We start from the raw sequence: 17180 nt of genomic DNA, 5'->3' as shown, positions 1-17180 counted from the left end.
CTACTACCTGCTGCTCGGCGCCACCGCGCTGCTGCTCACCATCGGGCTGATCATGGTGCTGAGCGCCTCGAGCGTCTACAGCTACCAGCAGACCGGCGACTCCTACACCGTCGTACGACGCCAGGTGATGTGGGTGCTGCTCGGCGTGCCGTGCGCCTTCCTCGCCTCGCGGGTCTCGGTGCGCTGGGTGCGCGGGCTGACCTATCCGGCGTTCTCGCTCTCGCTGCTGCTGCTGGCGCTGACCGCCAAGGTCGGCGTCGAGGTCAACGGCAACAAGAACTGGCTGGCGCTCGGCCCGCTGCAGATCCAGCCCTCGGAGATCGCGAAGCTCGTCGCTGATCATCTGGGCCAGCCACATCTACGCCAACAAGGAGCGCCGCCTGGGCAACCTGCACCAGATGCTGGTGCCCGTGGTGCCCGGCATGGTGCTCGCGACCTCGCTCGTGGTGGTCGGCCGCGACCTCGGCACCGCGCTGGTGTTCTTCGCTCTGCTCGTCTCGATGCTGTGGGTGGTCGGCGCCCCCGGCAAGGCTCTTCGCGCTGGCCTTCTCCGGCGTCAGCGTGCTGGCTCTGGGCCTGGCCGCCACCGATGGCGAGCGGCTGGCGCGCATCTACAACTTCGCCGACCCGTTCAAGGACTACCACGGCACGGGCTGGCAGCCCGCGCACGGCCTGTACGCCATGGCCAGCGGTGGGATCTTCGGCGAGGGGATCGGCGCCAGCCAGCAGAAGTGGGGCCAGGCTGCCGGAGGCGCACACCGACTTCATCTTCGCGGTGCTGGGCGAGGAGCCTGGGACTGATCGGCACCCTGCTCGTCATCGCGCTCTTCCTGGTCCTCGCCTACGCCGGCATCCGGGTGGCGCGCGAGACCAAGGAGCCCTTCGTGCGCTACTGCTCCTTCGGCATCGTGATCTGGCTGCTCGGTCAGATGATCATCAACGTCGGCATGGTGCTCGCGCTGCTGCCGGTCATCGGCATCCCGCTGCCTCTGGTCTCCTACGGCGGCTCCAGCCTGCTGCCCACCCTGGCCGCGCTGGGCCTGGTGATCGGCTTCGCCCGTCGCGAGCCGGCAGCCGCCCGCGCGCTCAAGCAGCGACGCCGGGCCCGTTCGGCCGGGCTCTCCGCCCGCGGGTAGGTTCTTCCTCGTGCGAGTTCTGTTGGCCGGTGGGGGAACGGCGGGGCACACCTCGCCACTGCTCGCGACGGCGGACGCGCTGCGTCGCCTCGACCCGGACGTCGAGGTGACCTGCCTGGGCACCCCGCGCGGCCTGGAGAACAAGGTGGTCCCGGCCGCGGGCTACCCGCTGCGCCTGGTCCCGCCCGTCCCGCTGCCGCGCAAGCCCGGCAAGGACCTCGCGCTGGTGCCCTCGCGACTGCGGGGCGCGGTGAAGGCCGCGCTCGAGGTGGTCGACGAGGTCCGCCCGGACGTCATCGTCGGCTACGGCGGCTACGTCTCCATGCCGGCGTACCTCGCCGCGCGGCGCCGCAAAGCCTGCCCCTGGTCGTGCACGAGCAGAACGCCCTGCCCGGCATCGCGAACAAGTTCGGCGCCCGGAAGGCGACTCGGGTCGCGGTCAGGCTTCCCCGACACCCCGCTCAAGGGGGCCGAGTACGTCGGCCTGCCGATCCGCCGGATGATCTCCACCCTCGACCGGCCGGCGCTGCGGGCCGAGGCGCGCGCGTTCTTCGGTCTCGACCCGGACCTGCCGACGCTGGTCGTCACCGGCGGCTCGCAGGGCGCGCGCCGGCTCAACCAGGCGGTCAGTGGTGCCGCGCCCGCGCTCGCGGCGGCCGGCATCCAGGTGCTGCACGTGGTCGGGCCCAACGGCGCGAGCGACCCGAGTCTGGTCGGCCCCCCGTCGCCTCCGGCGTCCCCTACGTCGTGCTGCCCTTCGTCGAGCGGATGGACCTCGCCCTGGCTGCGGCGGACCTGATGGTGTGCCGCTCGGGGGCGTCCAGCGTCGTGGAGGCCTCCGCCAGCGGCGTACCCGCCGTCTTCGTGCCGCTGCCGATCGGCAACGGCGAGCAGGCGCTCAACGCCCGGCCTGTCGTCGAGGCCGGGGGAGCGCTGCTGGTCGAGGACGCCGCGTTCACCGCCGACCGGGTCGCCGAGACGGTCCCCGCGCTCTTCGCCGACCCCGGCCGGCTGGCCGCCATGGGCGCCGCGGCGGCCCACCTGGTGCCGCGCGACGCCGACGAGCGGCTGGCCCGGATCATCCAGGACGCCGCCCGGTGAAGATCCCCGTCCCCGACGAGATCCTCCCCGCCGACCGGCTCGGCCGCGTCCACCTCGTCGGCATCGGTGGCGCCGGGCTCTCCGGCATCGCCCGGCTGATGCACCACAGCGGCGTCGAGGTCAGCGGCAGCGACGCCAACGACTCCGCCGTCGTGCGCGCCCTGCGCGAGGAGGGCATCACCGTCCACGTCGGCCACGACGCCGCCCACCTGGACGGCGTCGACACCGTGGTGGCGACCACGGCCGCGCGCGAGGACAACCCCGAGATCGCCGGCGCGCTGGCCCGTGGGCTGCGGCTGTGGCCGCGCTCGGCCGGCCTGCAGTCGGTGCTGCTCGGGCGGCGGGTGGTGGCCATCGCCGGCACCCACGGCAAGACCACCACCACCGCCATGACCACGGTCGCGCTGCAGGAGGCCGGGCTCGACCCGACCTTCGCGATCGGTGCGGAGGTCGCCTCGCTCGGCACCAACGCCCGCCTCGGCTCCGGTCCGGTGGCCGTCGTCGAGGCCGACGAGTCCGACGGCGCCTTCCTCGTCTACACCCCCGAGATCGGGGTGATCACCAACGTGGACCCCGACCACCTCGACCACTGGGGCACCGAGGAGGCGTACGCCGCGGCCTTCGCCGAGTTCGCTGAGCGAGCCGGCACGACCATCGCCGAGGACGCCGGCCTCGCCGACGTGACCGCGGCCTTCGCCGACGGCGCGACGATCCGCGGCACGGACCTGGTGATCGAGGGTGGCCGCACCCGGTTCCGGGTCGAGGCCCGCGGCGCCGACCTCGGCGAGGTCGAGACTCGCCGTGCCCGGGCGGCACTACGCCCAGGACGCGCTCCTCGCCCTCGCCGTCGGGCTCGAGCTCGGCGCCGATCCGGCCGCGCTGGTCCGCGGGCTGGGTCGCCACCAGGGCGCCAAGCGCCGCATGGAGTCGCTCGGGGAGAGCGGCGGCGTGCGCGTCTACGACTCCTACGCCCACCACCCCAGCGAGATCCGGGGCGACCTCGAGGCCGCCCGCTCGCTGGTGACCGGCGACCAGCGGCTGATCGTGGCCTTCCAGCCGCACCTGGTCTCCCGCACGCGGATCTTCGGCACCGCGATGGGCCGTGAGCTCGGCGCCGCCGACGACGTCCTCGTCCTCGACGTGTACGTCGCCCGGGAGGACCCCGATCCCGAGGTCACCGGAGCGCTGGTGGCCGGGGCGGTGCCGCTGCCGGGCGACCGGGTCCGGTTCGTGCCGGAGCGCTCGGCCGTCGTACCCGCGCTGGTGGAGGTGGCCCGCCCCGGCGACCTGGTGCTGACCCTCGGCGCCGGGGACGTCACCGCCCTCGCGCCGCAGCCTGCTGGCCGCGCTCGCGGAGGGCGGTCGTGGCTAGGCTCAGGCTCCCGCGGCGGGCTCCCGGCGCCGACCGCGCCCAGGACCGGGCGCGCAAGGCCTTCGCCCGCCGGCAGCGCGCCCGGCGCTGGCTGACCTGGCGCTACGTGCTCGCGGTGGTGCTCGCGCTGGCGCTGGTCGGGTTCAGCGTCTACGCGCTGTACTTCTCCTCTTGGCTGCGCGCCGACGGCGTGGAGGTCGTCGGCAACGACATGGTCACCCAGAAGCAGCCTGCTCGCCGCGGCCGAGGTGCCGACCGGCGGTCCGCTGGTCCGGGTCGACCTGGACGCCATCGAGAAGCGGGTCAAGTCGCTCTCGGCGGTCAAGGACGTCGACGTCTCGCGCAAGTGGCCGCACGACGTGCGCATCGAGATCGTCGAGCGCAAGCCGATCGCGGTGCTCGACCTCGGCACCAAGGTGCTCGCCCTCGACGCCGACGGGACCTCCTTCGCGGCGCCGGCGCGCAAGCGCGAGGGCCTGCCCCGGATCCGGGTCGGCAGCGGCGCCGACAAGGACGCCCTGCGGGAGGGCGCGGCCGTCGTCGCCGCGCTCTCGCCCGAGGTCGCCCGGCTCGTCGACCACGTCGAGGTGCGCACCATCGACGAGATCCAGACTGCTGCTGCGCGACGGCCGGAAGGTCGAGTGGGGGAGCGCGGACAGGCTCGCCGGACAAGGCCGCGGTGCTGCTGCAGCTTGCTCAAGCGCAAGGCGCAGGAGTACGACGTCTCGGTCCCGGGCGCGCCCACCACCCGCTGAGTTTTCAGAAAAGGCGTGGGGCGCGGCGTGTCTGCGCCGTACGGGTCCTCGGCGTCCCTACCGTCTTCATCACGACGAGGTTGACATAACTATAACCCTCAGGTTGAGGGTAAGAGTTGTCGACACGCCGGCTGGCCACGGGGAAGCGGTCCGGCCGCCTTCGTCGGTGAACGGACACCAGCAAACTCATCGCAACACCGGAGAGGTGGAGCCCACCGTGGCAGTCTGCACAGAACTACCTGGCCATCATCAAGGTCGTCGGCATCGGGGGCGGCGGCGTCAACGCCGTCAACCGGATGATCGAGGTCGGTCTCAAGGGCGTCGAGTTCATCGCGATCAACACCGACGCCCAGGCGCTGCTGATGAGCGACGCCGACGTGAAGCTCGACATCGGCCGCGAGCTCACCCGCGGCCTCGGTGCGGGCGCGAACCCGGACGTGGGCGGCAAGGCCGCCGAGGACCACGCGGAGGAGATCGAGGAGGTGCTCAAGGGCGCCGACATGGTCTTCGTGACCGCGGGCGAGGGCGGTGGCACGGGCACCGGCGGCGCGCCCGTCGTGGCCCGGATCGCCCGCTCGCTCGGCGCGCTGACCATCGGTGTGGTGACCCGTCCGTTCACCTTCGAGGGCGCCCGCCGCAAGAAGTCCGCCGACGAGGGCATCGAGAGCCTCCGCGAGGAGGTCGACACCCTCATCGTCATCCCGAACGACCGGCTCCTGCAGATCTCGGACCGCAACGTCTCGATGCTCGACGCCTTCAAGCAGGCCGACCAGGTGCTGCTCCAGGGCGTCTCCGGCATCACCGACCTGATCACGACGCCGGGCCTGATCAACGTCGACTTCGCCGACGTCAAGGCGGTCATGAGCAACGCCGGGTCCGCCCTGATGGGCATCGGCTCGGCCCGGGGCGAGGACCGCGCGCTGCAGGCCGCCGAGATGGCGATCAGCAGCCCGCTGCTGGAGGCCTCCATCGACGGGGCGCACGGCGTGCTGCTCTCCATCGCCGGTGGCTCCGACCTCGGCATCTTCGAGATCAACGAGGCCGCGGCGATGGTCGCCGACGCGGTGCACGAGAACGCCAACATCATCTTCGGCACGATCATCGACGACGCCCTCGGCGACGAGGTCCGGGTGACCGTCATCGCCGCCGGCTTCGACGGTGGCCTGCCCAAGCGCCGTGAGGACACCGCCGTACGACGCCCGCAGCAGCAGGCGCCCGCCTCCCGCCCGGCGCAGCAGGCCCCGGCCACCCCGGCCCGGTCCGAGCAGCCGGCCCGGTCCGAGCAGCCCCGCACCGAGCAGCCGGCCGAGCCGCAGCCGGTCGGCGTCCGCAACGACCGTGCGCCGATCCAGGCTCGACGAGGGCGACGACCTGGACGTGCCCGACTTCCTGAAGTGAGCCGTGTTCGTCTTCCGTGAGCGCCTCGACCTCGACCCGGAGCCCCTGAGCGGGCTCCGGGTCGAGGTGGCGTTCACGGACGCCTCGCTCGACCTCCGCGAGGGCCCGGACCTGACGGACACGCTGGCCTCGCTGGAGGCCACGCTCGACGCCGAGGTCGCCCGGGCCAGCCAGGTCCACGGCGACGAGGTCGTGACCGTCGAGGACGCCTCCGTGGTCCCGGAGGCCGACGCCCTGGTGACCACCCGGCGTCGTACGGCGCTGATGGTCCGGGTCGCCGACTGCGTCCCGGTCCTGCTCGCCGACCGCGCCGGGGGCGTGGTCGGCGCCGCGCACGCCGGGCGCCGCGGCGTCGAGCCTGGACGTGGTCACCCGGACCGTCGAGCGGATGCGCGCCCTCGGCGCCGGCGAGATCTCCGCCTGGATCGGCCCGCACGTCTGCGGCGGCTGCTACGAGGTGCCCGAGGAGATGCGCGCCGAGGTCGCCGGCCGGGTCCCCGAGACGCACGCCGAGACCACCTGGGGCACCCCCTCGCTCGACCTCGGTGCCGGTGTGGCCGCCCAGCCTGACCGCCGCCGGCGTCGCCGTCACGGCCGTGCCCGGGTGCACCCGCGAGGACGCCCGGCTGCACTCCTACCGCCGCGACGGGGCCGCCTCCGGGCGCTTCGCCGGCCTGGTGTGGCGCTCATGACCCGCGCCGACGACCTCCGCGCGAGCCTGGCCGCGGTCCGGGAGCGGATCGACCGGGCCGCGACCGCCGCCGGCCGTGCCCCCGAGGACGTCGCGCTGGTCGTGGTCACCAAGTTCTTCCCGGCCTCCGACGTCCGGCTGCTCGCCGACCTCGGCGTCACCGACGTCGGCGAGAACCGCCACCAGGAGGCCGAGGCCAAGGCCGCCGAGTGCGCCGGCGTGCCGCTGCGCTGGCACTTCATCGGCGGGTTGCAGTCCAACAAGGCGGCCGCCGTGGCGCGGTACGCCGACGTCGTCGAGTCCGTCGACCGGCCCAGCCTGGTCGGACGGCTCGACCGCGGTGCGGGGGAGAGCGGTCGCACGGTCGAGGTGCTGCTGCAGGTCAGCCTCGACCCACCCGGCCAGGAGCACCGCGCCGGCGCGGACCCTGCCGACCTGGCCTCGATCGCTGACGCCGTCGCCGCGGCCGAGCACCTGTCCCTGCGCGGTCTGATGGCTGTCGCGCCCCTCGGCGAGGACCCGGCCACCGCCTTCGCGCGGCTCGCCGAGATCCGCGCTCGCTTCACCCAGCAGCACCCCGACGCCACCCGTCTCTCCGCCGGGATGAGTGGCGACCGGAGGCCGCGATCACCGCCGGTGCGACACACGTGCGCATTGGCTCCGCGGTCCTCGGATCGAGGCCCTCGGTCCAGTAATGTCCGAAACACCACCACAGGCTCCCGAGACTCGGGGCCAGGGAACACGGAGGCAACAGTCATGAGCGGTGCGATGCGCAGGATCGGTGAGTACCTCGGCCTGCTGGAGGACACCGGCTATGACGAGTACGACGAGGAGCAGACCGAGCAGCGGCCCGCACGCGAGACGCGTGAGCGCCCGGCCCGGCCGGTCCGCGCCGTACCGTCCGGCTCCGTCGCCGACCTCGACGAGCGCCGCCGGCAGCCCGTCGCCGTCGCGCCCCAGCCCGAGGTGGCCGAGCCTGTCCCGGATCACCACGGTGCACCCCACGACGTACAACGACGCGCGAGCCTGTCGGCGAGCAGTACCGCGAGGGCATCCCGGTGATCATGAACCTCACCGAGATGGACGACTCCGACGCCAAGCGGCTCGTCGACTTCGCCGCCGGGCTGATCTTCGCCACCCGCGGCAGCATCGAGCGGGTCACGAACAAGGTCTTCCTGCTGTCCCCGCCGAACGTGACGGTCGCCGCGGAGGACAAGCAAGCTGATCGCGGATCGCGACTTCTTCAACCAGTCCTGATCCGCGCGAGCGCGTCGGCGCTTCGCTTGCCGCGCTGCCGCGCTCGCGGTTGTCTCGCGTAGGTGGTGCTGTCCGCCTGGCGGCAAGACTGCCGGCGCGCGGAGCGGCGCCTCCCTGCGCCTCCGGGCGCTCGTTCCTCGCTTCCTCCGGCTCCGGGCCGGCTTCGCCCCGCGCTGCCGGCCCGCTGCGCGGCGGCTACGGGTCCTGCGTGGCTGCGGGACATGCGTCCCGGCTGTGCGATCCCGGCGTTCGCGTCGCCCGGGCACCCGATAGGTTGGGGGGCGTGAGCATCGCCGGGTGGATCATCGAGGGCATCCTCTTCGCCTTCATCGGATTCCTGTGGGTGCGGCTCATCACCGACTGGGTGCAGATGTTCGCGCGCTCGTGGGAGCCGCGGGGTGCGGCACTGGTGTTCCTGGAGTCTGTCGTACTCGGCGACCGACCCGCCGATCAACGCGCTGCGCAAGGTCATCAAGCCGATCCGGATCGGCAACTTCGCCCTCGACCTCAGCCTTCTTCCTGGTGATGGTCGTGGCCTACATCCTGCTCTCAGTCAACCGCAGCGTCGTCCTGTTCTGAGCCACGGCTGCGGGTCTCACGACCCAGTGTTCGGGGGCATTTCGCGGGAGCGACACGCCCCGGCCGCGCGGACGCAACGGCGGGTGATGCGGGCTTCTCGACTGCAGGCGCTAAGGTTCGGTGAGACAGTTTGTCCTTAGTACTTCCGAAGATAGGTGAGGTCATGCCGCTGACGCCTGAGGACGTGAGCAACAAGCGCTTTACGCCGGTCCGGCTGCGCGAGGGCTACGACATGGGCGAGGTCGACCAGTTCCTGGACGAGGTGGAGGCCGAGCCTGGCTCGCCTCACCCAGGAGAACGACGACCTCCGTGCGAAGCCTGGCCGCGGCGCAGGCTGACGGCGGCGCCGGCTCCGGCTCCTACTCGGCGTACGACGCGCCGACGCAGGCTCGCCCCGGTCCCCGAGGTCGCCGCTCCCGAGCCGCCGGCCCCCGTGGAGCCGCCCGCTCCGGTCGAGCCCGTGGCCGCTCCGGCGCCCGCTCCGGTCGCCGCGCCCGCCCCGGCTGCCGCCGGTGGTGTGGAGACGATCCGCGTCGAGACGGTCCCCGAGGCCTCCAACGCGGCCGCTCGCCTGCTCGAGATCGCGACCCGCAACGCCGACGAGCTCGTCGAGGACGCGAAGAACGAGGCCGACAAGATCGTCGGCGAGGCGCGTACCAAGTCCGAGCGTCTGGAGTCCGAGGCCAAGGTCAAGGCCGACCGCCTCGAGTCCGACGCCCGCACCCGTGCGGAGATGCTCGACAGCGAGACCGCCGAGCGTCGTACGCAGGCTCTTTGGTGACCTGGAGAAGGAGCGCGACAAGGCTCTCCGCCGAGGTCGAGACGCTGCGCTCCTTCGAGCGTGAGTACCGCTCGCGTCTCAAGAGCCTACTTCACCCAGCAGACTCGAGTCGCTGCAGACCCCGGGCGACACCCTCGCCCCGGTCGAGGAGGCCCCGGCCCCCAAGCGACTGCGCTCGATCCTGGGCGAGGAGGAGGGCTGAGCCTCCGGCTCCGCTCCACCTGAGCACTTCGAACGGCCGGTCCGCCCCTCGTGGCGGGCCGGCTGTTCGCATTTCGGTACGACGGTGCGCCTGCTTGGACCGGGTTGTCCGAGCCGATACCCTCCGCAGCAGCCTGTCCGACTCCCGTCGCAGGCCGTCCTTCCTGAGGAGTCGTCATGGCCCGCACCACGAAGAAGACGTTGGCAGGCAAGGCCACGTCCGCCGCCCGGAAGATGATCCGCCCGCGCAAGGCGGCGACGGCCGCGAAGGCGGAGCCCGCGAAGAAGGCGGCCCCGGCGAAGAAGGCGGCTCCGGCGAAGAAGGCGGCCCCGGCGAAGAAGGCGGCCCCGGCCAAGAAGGCGGCCCCGGCCAAGAAGGCGGCCCCGGCCAAGAAGGCGGCCCCGGCCAAGAAGGCGGCCCCGGCCAAGAAGGCGGCCCCGGCCAAGAAGGCGGCCCCGGCCAAGAAGGCGGCCCCGGCCAAGAAGGCGGCCCCGGCCAAGAAGGCGGCCCCGGCCAAGAAGGCGGCCCCGGCCAAGAAGGCGGCCCCGGCCAAGAAGGCGGCCCCGGCCAAGAAGGCGGCCCCGGCCAAGAAGGCGGCCCCGGCCAAGAAGGCGGCCCCCGCGAAGAAGGCGGCCCCCGCGAAGAAGGCGGCCCCCGCGAAGAAGGCGGCCCCCGCGAAGAAGGCGGCCCCCGCGAAGAAGGCGGCCCCCGCGAAGAAGGCCGCCCCCACGACCCCGGCACCCGCCAAGAAGACTGCGGAGCCGGTCACGAAGCCCACACCCGTGAAGAAAGCACCCGTGAAGAAGACCCCTGCCAAGAAGGCCGCTCCGAGCACGCTCGTCGTCCTCGAGCACGAGGAGGCCTGGTCGAAGTCCGAGCTCGCCGAGGTGCTCGCCGAGCCTGCACGAGCAGCGCGGCCACAGCGCCGAGATCCTCGAGGAGCAGGAGGCCGACCTGTCGGGCCTGCTCCGCGACTCCGGCGACGGTGCCGGCCAGGACCAGGCGGACCTGGGCGCCACCAGGCTTCGAGCGCGACCAGGGAGCTCACCGTCCTCAACCACGAGCGGGAGAAGGCTCGCCCAGATCGACCGGGCGCTGGCCCGCATCGACGACGGCACGTACGGCGTGTGCGAGTCCTGCGGCAACCCCATCGGCAAGATGCGGTTGATGGCCTTTCCCCGTGCCACACTGTGCATGACATGCAAGCAGCGCGAGGAACGCCGGTAGACGACCGCGGCGACGGCCCCGACGAGACCCGGAGCCCCCTGCTCGCCGCTCCCCAGACCTGGCTGCTCTTCGCCGTCGTCGGCGTCAGCCTGCTGGCGATCGACCAGGTGGCCAAGGTGCTCGCCGTGCGCCACCTGACCGACCGGCCGGACGTGGAGCCTGGTGGGTGAGGTGCTGCAGCCTGCACCTGACGTACAACCCCGGTGCGGCGTTCAGCCTCGGTACCCGGTTCACGGTCGCCCTCGCCGTGCTCGCCTCGGTCGCCACCGTGGTGGTGCTCTGGCTGAGCCGCCGGGTGCGCAGCCGCTGGTGGGCGGTCGCGCTCGGGCTGATGTTCGCCGGGATCACCGGCAACCTGGCCGACCGCATCTTCCGCGACCCCGGCCCGCTGCGCGGCCACGTCGTGGACTTCCTCATGCTGCCGAACTGGCCGGTCTTCAACGTCGCCGACATGTGCATCAACGTCGGGGTGGCGATGATCCTGGTCCAGGTGCTGCGTGGCATCGCCCTCGACGGCACCAAGGTCGCCGACAAAGCGGACAAAGCGGACAAAGCGGACAAGTCCGGCAAGCCCGCCAGCACCGCGGACGGGACGACGGAGGGCGAGGCATGAGCACGCTCGACCACCGCACCCTGCCGGTCCCGGACAGCCTGGAGGGGGAGCGGGTCGACATCGTCCTGGCCCAGGCTCTTCGGCGTCTCCCGGACCCGCGCGGCCGAGTCTGGTCGCCGACGGCCGGGTGCAGGCTCGACGGCAGCCCGGTGGCCGGCAAGAGCGAGCGGGTGCTGGGCGGCGCGGTGCTGGACGTCGCGATCCCGGCCGAGGCGGACCCGCTGGAGGTCGTCCCCGAGATCGTCGAGGGGATCAAGATCATCCACGACGACGACGCCATCGTGGTGATCGACAAGCCGGTCGGCGTCGCCGTGCACCCCTCGCCGGGCTGGCGTGGGCCGACCGTCGTCGGCCACCTGGCCGGCGCCGGCTTCCGGATCTCGACCTCGGGTGCCAAGGAGCGCGAGGGCATCGTCCAGCGCCTCGACGTCGGTACGTCGGGCGTGATGGTCATCGCGAAGTCCGAGCACGCCTACTCCGTGCTCAAGAACGCCTTCCGCCACCGCACGGTCGACAAGACCTACCACGCACTGGTCCAGGGCCACCCGGACCCGCTGGAGGGCACCATCGACGCGCCGATCGGGCGCCATCCCCGCCACGACTACAAGTTCGCGGTCATGGACGACGGCCGGCACAGCGTCACGCACTACGAGACGCTGGAGGCGCACCGCTTCGCCAGCCTCCTGGAGGTCCACCTCGAGACCGGCCGCACCCACCAGATCCGGGTGCACATGAGCGCGCTCAAGCACCCCTGCGTCGGCGACCTCACCTACGGCGCCGACCCGGTCCTGGCCCGCAGGGTCGGCCTGGAGCGGCAGTGGCTGCACGCCGTCAGGCTGGGCTTCGAGCACCCCGACGGCGGCTACGTCAGCCTACGAGTCGACGTACCCCGACGACCTGGCCCGGGCCCTCGACGTCATCCGTGACAGCCACTGACCTGCTGCTGCGCCCGGCCACGCCGGAGGACGCGAGCGCGGTCGCCGAGGTGCACCTGCGCGCCCGGGCGGCCTCGCCGATGCCGCCGGCCGGGCACCCCGACGAGGAGGTCCGGGCCTGGCTGGCGAGCCGGATCGGCGGCGGCGACGAGGTCTGGGTCGCCGTGACCGACCGGGTCGTGGGCTACGCCCGCTTCACCCGGACCTGGCTCGACGACCTGTACGTCGTCCCGGAGGCCGCCGGTCAGGGCGTCGGGAGCGCCCTGCTCGACCTGGTCAAGGCCCGGCTCGGGCCCGGCTTCGGGCTGTGGGTCTTCGTCTCGAACACCCCGGCCCGCGCCTTCTACGCCGCCCGCGGGTTGGTCGAGACCGAGCGGACCGACGGCTCCGGCAACGCCGAGCGCGCCCCCGACATCGCGCTGACCTGGCCCGGCTGAGGTTCGCGGGGGTTGGTGTCGGACCCACCTGCCACGATCATCGGGTCGGGTCGCGTAGGCTGATCTCCTTCCCCGACCGAGTCCACCCACCACGTGATGAGGAGTCACCCCACCTGATGGCAGCCGGTTCCGGGGAAGCGGACTTCGTCCACCTGCACGTCCACACCGAGTACTCGATGCTCGACGGTGCGTCGCTGCTCGACGGGCTCTTCACGCGTGTCAACGACCTCGGCATGACGTCGATCGCGATGACCGACCACGGCAACCTGCACGGTGCCTACGACTTCTACTCCAAGGCCAAGAAGTACGGCGTCAAGCCGATCATCGGCATCGAGGCCTACATCACCCCCGGCACGCCGCGCGGCGAGCGCCGCCGGGTCCGCTGGGGCCAGAGCAACGGTCCGGACGCGGCTGAGGAGGGCGGCAACGACGTCGCCGGCGGTGGTGCCTACACCCACATGACGATGTGGGCGGAGAGCACCGAGGGGATGCACAACCTCTTCCGGCTCTCCTCGCGCTCCAGCCTCGAGGGCTACTACTTCAAGCCGCGGATGGACAAGGAGATCCTGGCCGAGCACAGCAAGGGCCTCATCGTCTCCACCGGCTGCCCCTCCGGCGCGATCCAGACCCGGCTGCGGCTGGGCCAGTGGGACGAGGCCGTGCGCGAGGCGGCCGAGCCTGCAGGACATCTTCGGCAAGGACAACGTCTTCCTCGAGCCTGATGGACCACGGCATCAGCATCGAGAAGCGGGTCCGCGACGACCTGCTCCGCCTCGGCCGGGAGATGAACATCCCGCCGATCGCCACCAACGACTCGCACTACAACAACCCCGAGGACGCCGACGCCCACGACGCCCTGATCTGCGTCGCCTCCGGCAAGCGGCTCTCCGACACCAACCGGCTCAAGTTCGACGGCGGCGGCTACTACATCAAGTCCGCGGCCGAGATGCGCGAGTCTGTGGGGCGAGCGGTTCGGCATGCCGGAGGCGTGCGACAACACCGTCGCGATCGCCGAGCGCTGCGCGGTCGAGTTCACCGAGTCCACCGGCGGCTACATGGCCCGCGCCGACGTGCCGGCGGGGGAGACCGAGGAGTCCTGGTTCCGCAAGGAGGTCTGGCGCGGCATCGAGGCGCGCTACCCCGGCGAGCGGCTGGACCAGGAGGTCAAGGACCGGGTCGAGATGGAGCTCGCGATCATCTCGCAGAAGGGCTACTGCGGCTACTACCTCGTGGTCGCCGACTTCATCCAGTGGTCCAAGCGCAACGGCATCCGGGTCGGTCCGGGCCGTGGCTCGGGTGCGGGCTCGATCGCGGCGTACGCGTTGAGCATCACCGACCTGTGCCCGCTGGAGCACGGCCTGTTCTTCGAGCGCTTCCTCAACCCCGAGCGCCCCTCGATGCCCGACTTCGACATCGACTTCGACGACGCCCGCCGCGGCGAGGTCATCCAGTACGTCAGCGAGAAGTACGGCGCCGAGCGGGTCGCCCAGATCGCCACCTTCGGCCGGCTCAAGGCCAAGGCCGCGATCAAGGACGCCGCGCGGGTGCTCGACCACGGCTTCGCGATCGGCGACAAGATCACCAAGGCGCTGCCGCCCGACGTGATGGGCAAGGGCGTCCCGCTCAAGGACATCTTCAACACCGAGCACAAGCGCTACAACGACGGCGGCGAGTTCCGCTCGCTCTACGAGCAGGACGCCGAGGTCCGCACGATCTACCAGACGGCGCTGGGCCTCGAGGGCCAGATCCGCAACTGGGGCGTGCACGCGGCCGGCGTGATCATGTCGAGCGAGCCGCTCATCGACATCGTCCCGATCATGGCCCGCCCGCAGGACGGCGCGGTGATCACCCAGTTCGACTACCCGATGTGCGAGTCGCTCGGGCTGGTCAAGATGGACTTCCTGGGCCTGTCCAACCTGCGCATCCTCGAGGACGCCCTGGTCAACATCAAGGCCAACAAGGACGAGGACGTGGTGCTCGAGGAGCCTCCCGTTCGACGACCGGGCGACGTACGAGCTGATGGGCCGCGGTGACACCCTCGGCGTCTTCCAGGCTCGATGGCGGCGGCATGCGTGCGCTGCTGCGCTCGATGCAGCCCGACCAGTTCGCCGACATCACCGCGGTCTCCGCGCTCTACCGCCCCGGCCCGATGGGTGCGGACTCGCACAACAAGTACGCCCGCCGCAAGAACGGCCGGGAGCCGATCGAGCCGATCCACCCGGCGCTCGCCGAGGCGCTGGAGCCGGTCCTGGGTGAGACCTACGGTCTCATCGTCTACCAGGAGCAGGTGATGGCGATCGCCCAGGTGCTGGCCGGCTTCACCCTGGGTGCCGCCGACAACCTGCGCCGTGCGATGGGCAAGAAGAAGAAGGAGGAGCCTGGACAAGCAGTACGCCGGCTTCCAGGCGGGGATGCTGGAGCGGGGCTACCCGCAGAAGGCCATCGACACGCTGTGGGAGATCCTCCTCCCGTTCTCCGACTACGCCTTCAACAAGTCGCACTCGGCCGCCTACGGCGTCATCACGTACTGGACGGCCTACCTCAAGGCGAACTACCCGACCGAGTACATGGCCGCTCTCCTGACGTCCGTCAAGGACGACAAGGACAAGATGGCGATCTACCTCAACGAGTGCCGCCGGATGAAGATCCAGGTGCTCCCGCCCGACGTCAACGAGTCCGCGCACAACTTCACCGCGGTCGGCCGCGACATCCGCTTCGGCCTCACCGCGGTGCGCAACGTCGGCTCCAACGTGGTCGACGGGATCGTCGCGTCGCGCCGCGAGGACGACCGGTTCGCCGACTTCAACGACTTCTTGTCCAAGGTGCCCGCCACGGTCTGCAACAAGCGGGTCATCGACTCCCTCATCAAGGCCGGCGCCTTCGACGACATGAAGCACAAGCGCCGTGCGCTGGTGGCGATCCACGAGACCGCCGTCGACCAGTACGTCGACATCAAGCGCAACGAGGCCATCGGCCAGGACTCGCTCTTCGCCGGTCTCGACGACGACGAGGGCGACGGCGGCTTCGGGGTGAGCGTGGCGATCCCGGACATCGACGAGTGGGACAAGATGACCCTGCTCGGCCACGAGCGGGAGATGCTCGGCCTCTACGTCTCCGACCACCCGCTGCTCGGCCTGGAGCACGTGCTGTCCAACGGCACCGACTGCACGATCGGCCAGGCTCGTCACCGACGAGAGCCGCCCGCACAACTCCACGGTCACCGTGGCCGGCCTGGTCACCTCCATCCAGCGCAAGATCACCAAGAACGGCGACCCCTGGGCCACCGTCACGCTGGAGGACCTCGAGGGCTCGATCGACGTGCTGCTGTTCCCGAGCAGCCTACCGGCTCGCGGCGCCGTACCTCGTCGAGGACGCGATCATCCGGGTGCGTGGCCAGGCTCGACACCGAGCGGGAGGCCTCGCAGGCTGCGCGGGCAGGAGGTCACCGTCCCGGACCTGGACAAGGGCAGTGACGGCCCGGTCGTGATCAGCCTGCCCTCGACCCGCTGCACCGGTCCGGTGGTCCAGCAGCCTGCGTGACGTGCTGATCACCCACCCCGGCCTGACCGAGGTCCGGCTGCAGGCTGCTGAGCCGCGACGCGACCCGGCTCATGCGCCTGGGGGACAATCTCCGGGTGACTCCCAGCCCTGCTCTCTTCGCCGACCTCAAGCAGGCTCCTCGGACCGGGGTGCCTGGCCGGATGAGTCCCGCAGCAGTGGCGCGGGTCGCGACCGTGCCGGTGGCGGTCGGCGCCGTCCTGGGTGCCGTCCTCGGCGCCGTCGGCGGCTTCGCGTGGTGGACCTGGTGGGGTCCGGCGCCCGACGGCAAGATCTACAAGACCTCGGCCGGCCCGAAGTGGTACCCCGACCCGTTCGACCCGGGCATCACCCGGGACTTCAGCGGGACGGCGACGTACGTCGTGATCGGCTTCGGGCTCGCGCTGCTGCTCGGCCTGGTGGCGGGCTGGCTGTGCCGCGACACCGCCCTGGTCGGGATCGCGGCGGTGGTGGTCGCCAGTGTCGTCGCCGCGGTGGCGATGACCCTGGTCGGCATCAGCCAGAGCCCGGGCGACCCGCAGGCCCAGGCGAGCGTCGCGACGATCGGCAAGGCCTTCCCGGGTCACCTGGAGGTGGCCGGGTTCACGCCGTACCTGGTGTGGCCGGTGGGTGCGCTGCTGGGCTTCCTGGTCGTGATGCTCTCGCTCACCTCCGGATCGTCGCGACCCGCGCAGCCGTCAGCCGCACCAGGCCAGCAGGGCTGAGACTCGACCTCCATCCCGCGCCGCCCGGCGGAGACGTAGACCGTCGGGTGGTCCAGCGCGGACGCGTCCACGACGGTCGGGTGCGCCCTGCGCTGCCCGAGCGGCGAGATGCCGCCGACGACGTAGCCGGTGGCGCGCTCGGCGGCCCGCGGGTCCGCCATCGCCGCCTTGCGCCCGTCCACGGCACGCGCCAGCGCCTTGAGGTCCAGGCTGGCCGGCCACCGGGACCACGCCCACGACCAGGGCACCGTCGACCTCGGCGAAGAGCGTCTTGAGCACCCGGTCGGGGTCGATGCCCAGCACCTCGGCCGCCTCGGTGCCGTACGACGCCGCCCGCGGGTCGTGGTCGTACTCGTGCACCGTGAACGCGACCCCCGCCGCCGTGAGCGCGGTCGTGGCCGGCGTTCCTCCGGGCTGCTTCCTCTTCGCCATGA

Annotated in this window: 20 protein-coding genes and 9 pseudogenes; 27 read left to right on the top strand and 2 right to left on the bottom strand. The window is 71.9% G+C overall.

Annotated elements, in window-relative coordinates:
* Window positions 1–52: 52 nt before the first annotated feature.
* From G5V59_RS08535 to G5V59_RS08405, 26 genes and pseudogenes are all read left to right on the top strand, one after another.
* Window positions 53–274, top strand: a pseudogene (locus G5V59_RS08535) (FtsW/RodA/SpoVE family cell cycle protein); the annotation flags it as partial.
* A gap of 61 nt (window positions 275–335) precedes the next feature.
* Window positions 336–473: pseudogene (locus G5V59_RS36160) on the top strand (cell division protein FtsW); the annotation flags it as partial.
* An 88-nt stretch (window positions 474–561) separates the two neighbouring features.
* Window positions 562–801 (top strand): FtsW/RodA/SpoVE family cell cycle protein, encoded by a 240-nt coding sequence (locus tag G5V59_RS08525; protein WP_278256172.1) that lies wholly within the window; start codon window positions 562–564, stop codon window positions 799–801.
* Window positions 732–1136, top strand: a complete 405-nt coding sequence (locus G5V59_RS08520) for an FtsW/RodA/SpoVE family cell cycle protein (protein ID WP_278256171.1) — start codon at window positions 732–734, stop codon at window positions 1134–1136. Before G5V59_RS08525 ends, G5V59_RS08520 begins: the two co-directional genes overlap by 70 nt.
* Before the next feature lie 10 nt (window positions 1137–1146).
* Window positions 1147–1935 (top strand): glycosyltransferase, encoded by a 789-nt coding sequence (locus G5V59_RS08515; RefSeq protein WP_278256170.1) that lies wholly within the window; start codon window positions 1147–1149, stop codon window positions 1933–1935.
* Complete coding sequence (locus G5V59_RS08510; RefSeq protein WP_278256169.1) at window positions 1905–2237, top strand: glycosyltransferase; 333 nt, start codon at window positions 1905–1907, stop codon at window positions 2235–2237. Before G5V59_RS08515 ends, G5V59_RS08510 begins: the two co-directional genes overlap by 31 nt.
* A 98-nt stretch (window positions 2238–2335) precedes the next feature.
* Window positions 2336–2824 (top strand): annotated as a pseudogene (locus tag G5V59_RS08505) (Mur ligase domain-containing protein); the annotation flags it as partial.
* A gap of 334 nt (window positions 2825–3158) precedes the next feature.
* Window positions 3159–3704: a cyanophycin synthetase gene (locus G5V59_RS08500; RefSeq protein WP_278256168.1), complete on the top strand. Its 546-nt coding sequence runs from the start codon at window positions 3159–3161 to the stop codon at window positions 3702–3704.
* 153 nt (window positions 3705–3857) lie between these two features.
* Window positions 3858–4364 carry an FtsQ-type POTRA domain-containing protein gene (locus G5V59_RS08495; protein WP_278256167.1) on the top strand — a complete coding sequence of 169 codons (507 nt, stop codon included), beginning with the start codon at window positions 3858–3860 and terminating at the stop codon, window positions 4362–4364.
* A 239-nt stretch (window positions 4365–4603) separates the two neighbouring features.
* Window positions 4604–5782, top strand: a complete 1179-nt coding sequence (gene ftsZ / locus G5V59_RS08490) for a cell division protein FtsZ (RefSeq protein WP_341351155.1) — start codon at window positions 4604–4606, stop codon at window positions 5780–5782.
* Window positions 5766–6056: pseudogene (locus G5V59_RS36155) on the top strand (laccase domain-containing protein); the annotation flags it as partial. The gene ftsZ and the pseudogene G5V59_RS36155, both read left to right, overlap by 17 nt.
* A 94-nt stretch (window positions 6057–6150) precedes the next feature.
* A pseudogene (locus G5V59_RS08475) lies at window positions 6151–7011 on the top strand (alanine racemase); the annotation flags it as partial.
* Between the two features lie 198 nt (window positions 7012–7209).
* Window positions 7210–7710 (top strand): annotated as a pseudogene (gene sepF / locus G5V59_RS08470) (cell division protein SepF).
* Window positions 7711–7993: 283 nt separating this feature from the next.
* Window positions 7994–8236, top strand: coding sequence for a hypothetical protein (locus tag G5V59_RS08465; protein ID WP_278256166.1), 243 nt, complete (start codon window positions 7994–7996; stop codon window positions 8234–8236).
* Between the two features lie 216 nt (window positions 8237–8452).
* The gene (locus G5V59_RS08460; RefSeq protein ID WP_278256165.1) at window positions 8453–9070 is read left to right on the top strand and encodes a DivIVA domain-containing protein; all 618 of its coding nucleotides are present in this window, start codon (window positions 8453–8455) and stop codon (window positions 9068–9070) included.
* 60 nt (window positions 9071–9130) lie between these two features.
* Window positions 9131–9295, top strand: coding sequence for a hypothetical protein (locus G5V59_RS08455; protein ID WP_278256164.1), 165 nt, complete (start codon window positions 9131–9133; stop codon window positions 9293–9295).
* Window positions 9296–9366: 71 nt separating this feature from the next.
* Window positions 9367–10440: a hypothetical protein gene (locus G5V59_RS08450; RefSeq protein ID WP_278256163.1), complete on the top strand. Its 1074-nt coding sequence runs from the start codon at window positions 9367–9369 to the stop codon at window positions 10438–10440.
* Window positions 10431–10499, top strand: a complete 69-nt coding sequence (locus tag G5V59_RS08445) for a TraR/DksA C4-type zinc finger protein (protein WP_238383508.1) — start codon at window positions 10431–10433, stop codon at window positions 10497–10499. The genes G5V59_RS08450 and G5V59_RS08445 overlap by 10 nt, the downstream gene beginning before the upstream one ends.
* The gene (locus G5V59_RS08440; protein ID WP_278256162.1) at window positions 10472–10669 is read left to right on the top strand and encodes a hypothetical protein; all 198 of its coding nucleotides are present in this window, start codon (window positions 10472–10474) and stop codon (window positions 10667–10669) included. Before G5V59_RS08445 ends, G5V59_RS08440 begins: the two co-directional genes overlap by 28 nt.
* Window positions 10666–11112, top strand: a complete 447-nt coding sequence (locus tag G5V59_RS08435; protein WP_278256161.1) for a signal peptidase II — start codon at window positions 10666–10668, stop codon at window positions 11110–11112. The genes G5V59_RS08440 and G5V59_RS08435 overlap by 4 nt, the downstream gene beginning before the upstream one ends.
* Window positions 11109–12048, top strand: a pseudogene (locus G5V59_RS08430) (RluA family pseudouridine synthase). The gene G5V59_RS08435 and the pseudogene G5V59_RS08430 overlap by 4 nt, the downstream one beginning before the upstream one ends.
* Window positions 12035–12484, top strand: a complete 450-nt coding sequence (locus tag G5V59_RS08425) for a GNAT family N-acetyltransferase (RefSeq protein WP_278256160.1) — start codon at window positions 12035–12037, stop codon at window positions 12482–12484. Before G5V59_RS08430 ends, G5V59_RS08425 begins: the two are co-directional and overlap by 14 nt.
* Window positions 12485–12600: 116 nt before the next feature.
* Window positions 12601–13206 carry a PHP domain-containing protein gene (locus tag G5V59_RS08420; RefSeq protein WP_278256159.1) on the top strand — a complete coding sequence of 202 codons (606 nt, stop codon included), beginning with the start codon at window positions 12601–12603 and terminating at the stop codon, window positions 13204–13206.
* Between the two features lie 255 nt (window positions 13207–13461).
* The gene (locus G5V59_RS08415) at window positions 13462–14517 is read left to right on the top strand and encodes a hypothetical protein (RefSeq protein WP_278256158.1); all 1056 of its coding nucleotides are present in this window, start codon (window positions 13462–13464) and stop codon (window positions 14515–14517) included.
* Between the two features lie 35 nt (window positions 14518–14552).
* Window positions 14553–14804, top strand: a pseudogene (locus tag G5V59_RS08410) (hypothetical protein); the annotation flags it as partial.
* 7 nt (window positions 14805–14811) lie between these two features.
* Window positions 14812–15957 (top strand): hypothetical protein, encoded by a 1146-nt coding sequence (locus tag G5V59_RS08405; RefSeq protein ID WP_278256157.1) that lies wholly within the window; start codon window positions 14812–14814, stop codon window positions 15955–15957.
* Between the two features lie 14 nt (window positions 15958–15971).
* Here the strand turns inward: G5V59_RS08405 and G5V59_RS08400 are convergent, their stop codons facing one another.
* Window positions 15972–16097 carry a hypothetical protein gene (locus tag G5V59_RS08400; RefSeq protein WP_278256156.1) on the bottom strand — a complete coding sequence of 42 codons (126 nt, stop codon included), beginning with the start codon at window positions 16095–16097 and terminating at the stop codon, window positions 15972–15974.
* A gap of 22 nt (window positions 16098–16119) precedes the next feature.
* Between G5V59_RS08400 and G5V59_RS08395 the strand changes: the two genes are divergently transcribed.
* Entirely contained in the window at window positions 16120–16746 is a 627-nt protein-coding gene (locus tag G5V59_RS08395; RefSeq protein WP_278256155.1) for a hypothetical protein, read from the top strand.
* Here G5V59_RS08395 and ybaK read toward each other — a convergent pair.
* Window positions 16688–17178, bottom strand: a pseudogene (ybaK, locus tag G5V59_RS08390) (Cys-tRNA(Pro) deacylase). The gene G5V59_RS08395 and the pseudogene ybaK overlap by 59 nt on opposite strands.
* Window positions 17179–17180: the final 2 nt, after the last annotated feature.

The organism is Nocardioides convexus (assembly GCF_011090295.1).
Note: the sequence above shows the minus strand (reverse complement) of the source record. Positions and strands in the feature narration are given on the sequence as shown.

Coding starts and splice junctions, on each gene's coding strand:
- G5V59_RS08460 (WP_278256165.1), top strand. CDS start 8,453: ATGCCGCTGACGCCTGAGGACGTGAGCAACAAGCGCTTTACGCCGGTC.
- G5V59_RS08420 (WP_278256159.1), top strand. CDS start 12,601: ATGGCAGCCGGTTCCGGGGAAGCGGACTTCGTCCACCTGCACGTCCAC.
- G5V59_RS08500 (WP_278256168.1), top strand. CDS start 3,159: ATGGAGTCGCTCGGGGAGAGCGGCGGCGTGCGCGTCTACGACTCCTAC.
- G5V59_RS08415 (WP_278256158.1), top strand. CDS start 13,462: ATGCCGGAGGCGTGCGACAACACCGTCGCGATCGCCGAGCGCTGCGCG.
- G5V59_RS08440 (WP_278256162.1), top strand. CDS start 10,472: ATGCAAGCAGCGCGAGGAACGCCGGTAGACGACCGCGGCGACGGCCCC.
- G5V59_RS08510 (WP_278256169.1), top strand. CDS start 1,905: ATGGACCTCGCCCTGGCTGCGGCGGACCTGATGGTGTGCCGCTCGGGG.
- G5V59_RS08400 (WP_278256156.1), bottom strand. CDS start 16,097: ATGAGCCGGGTCGCGTCGCGGCTCAGCAGCCTGCAGCCGGACCTCGGT.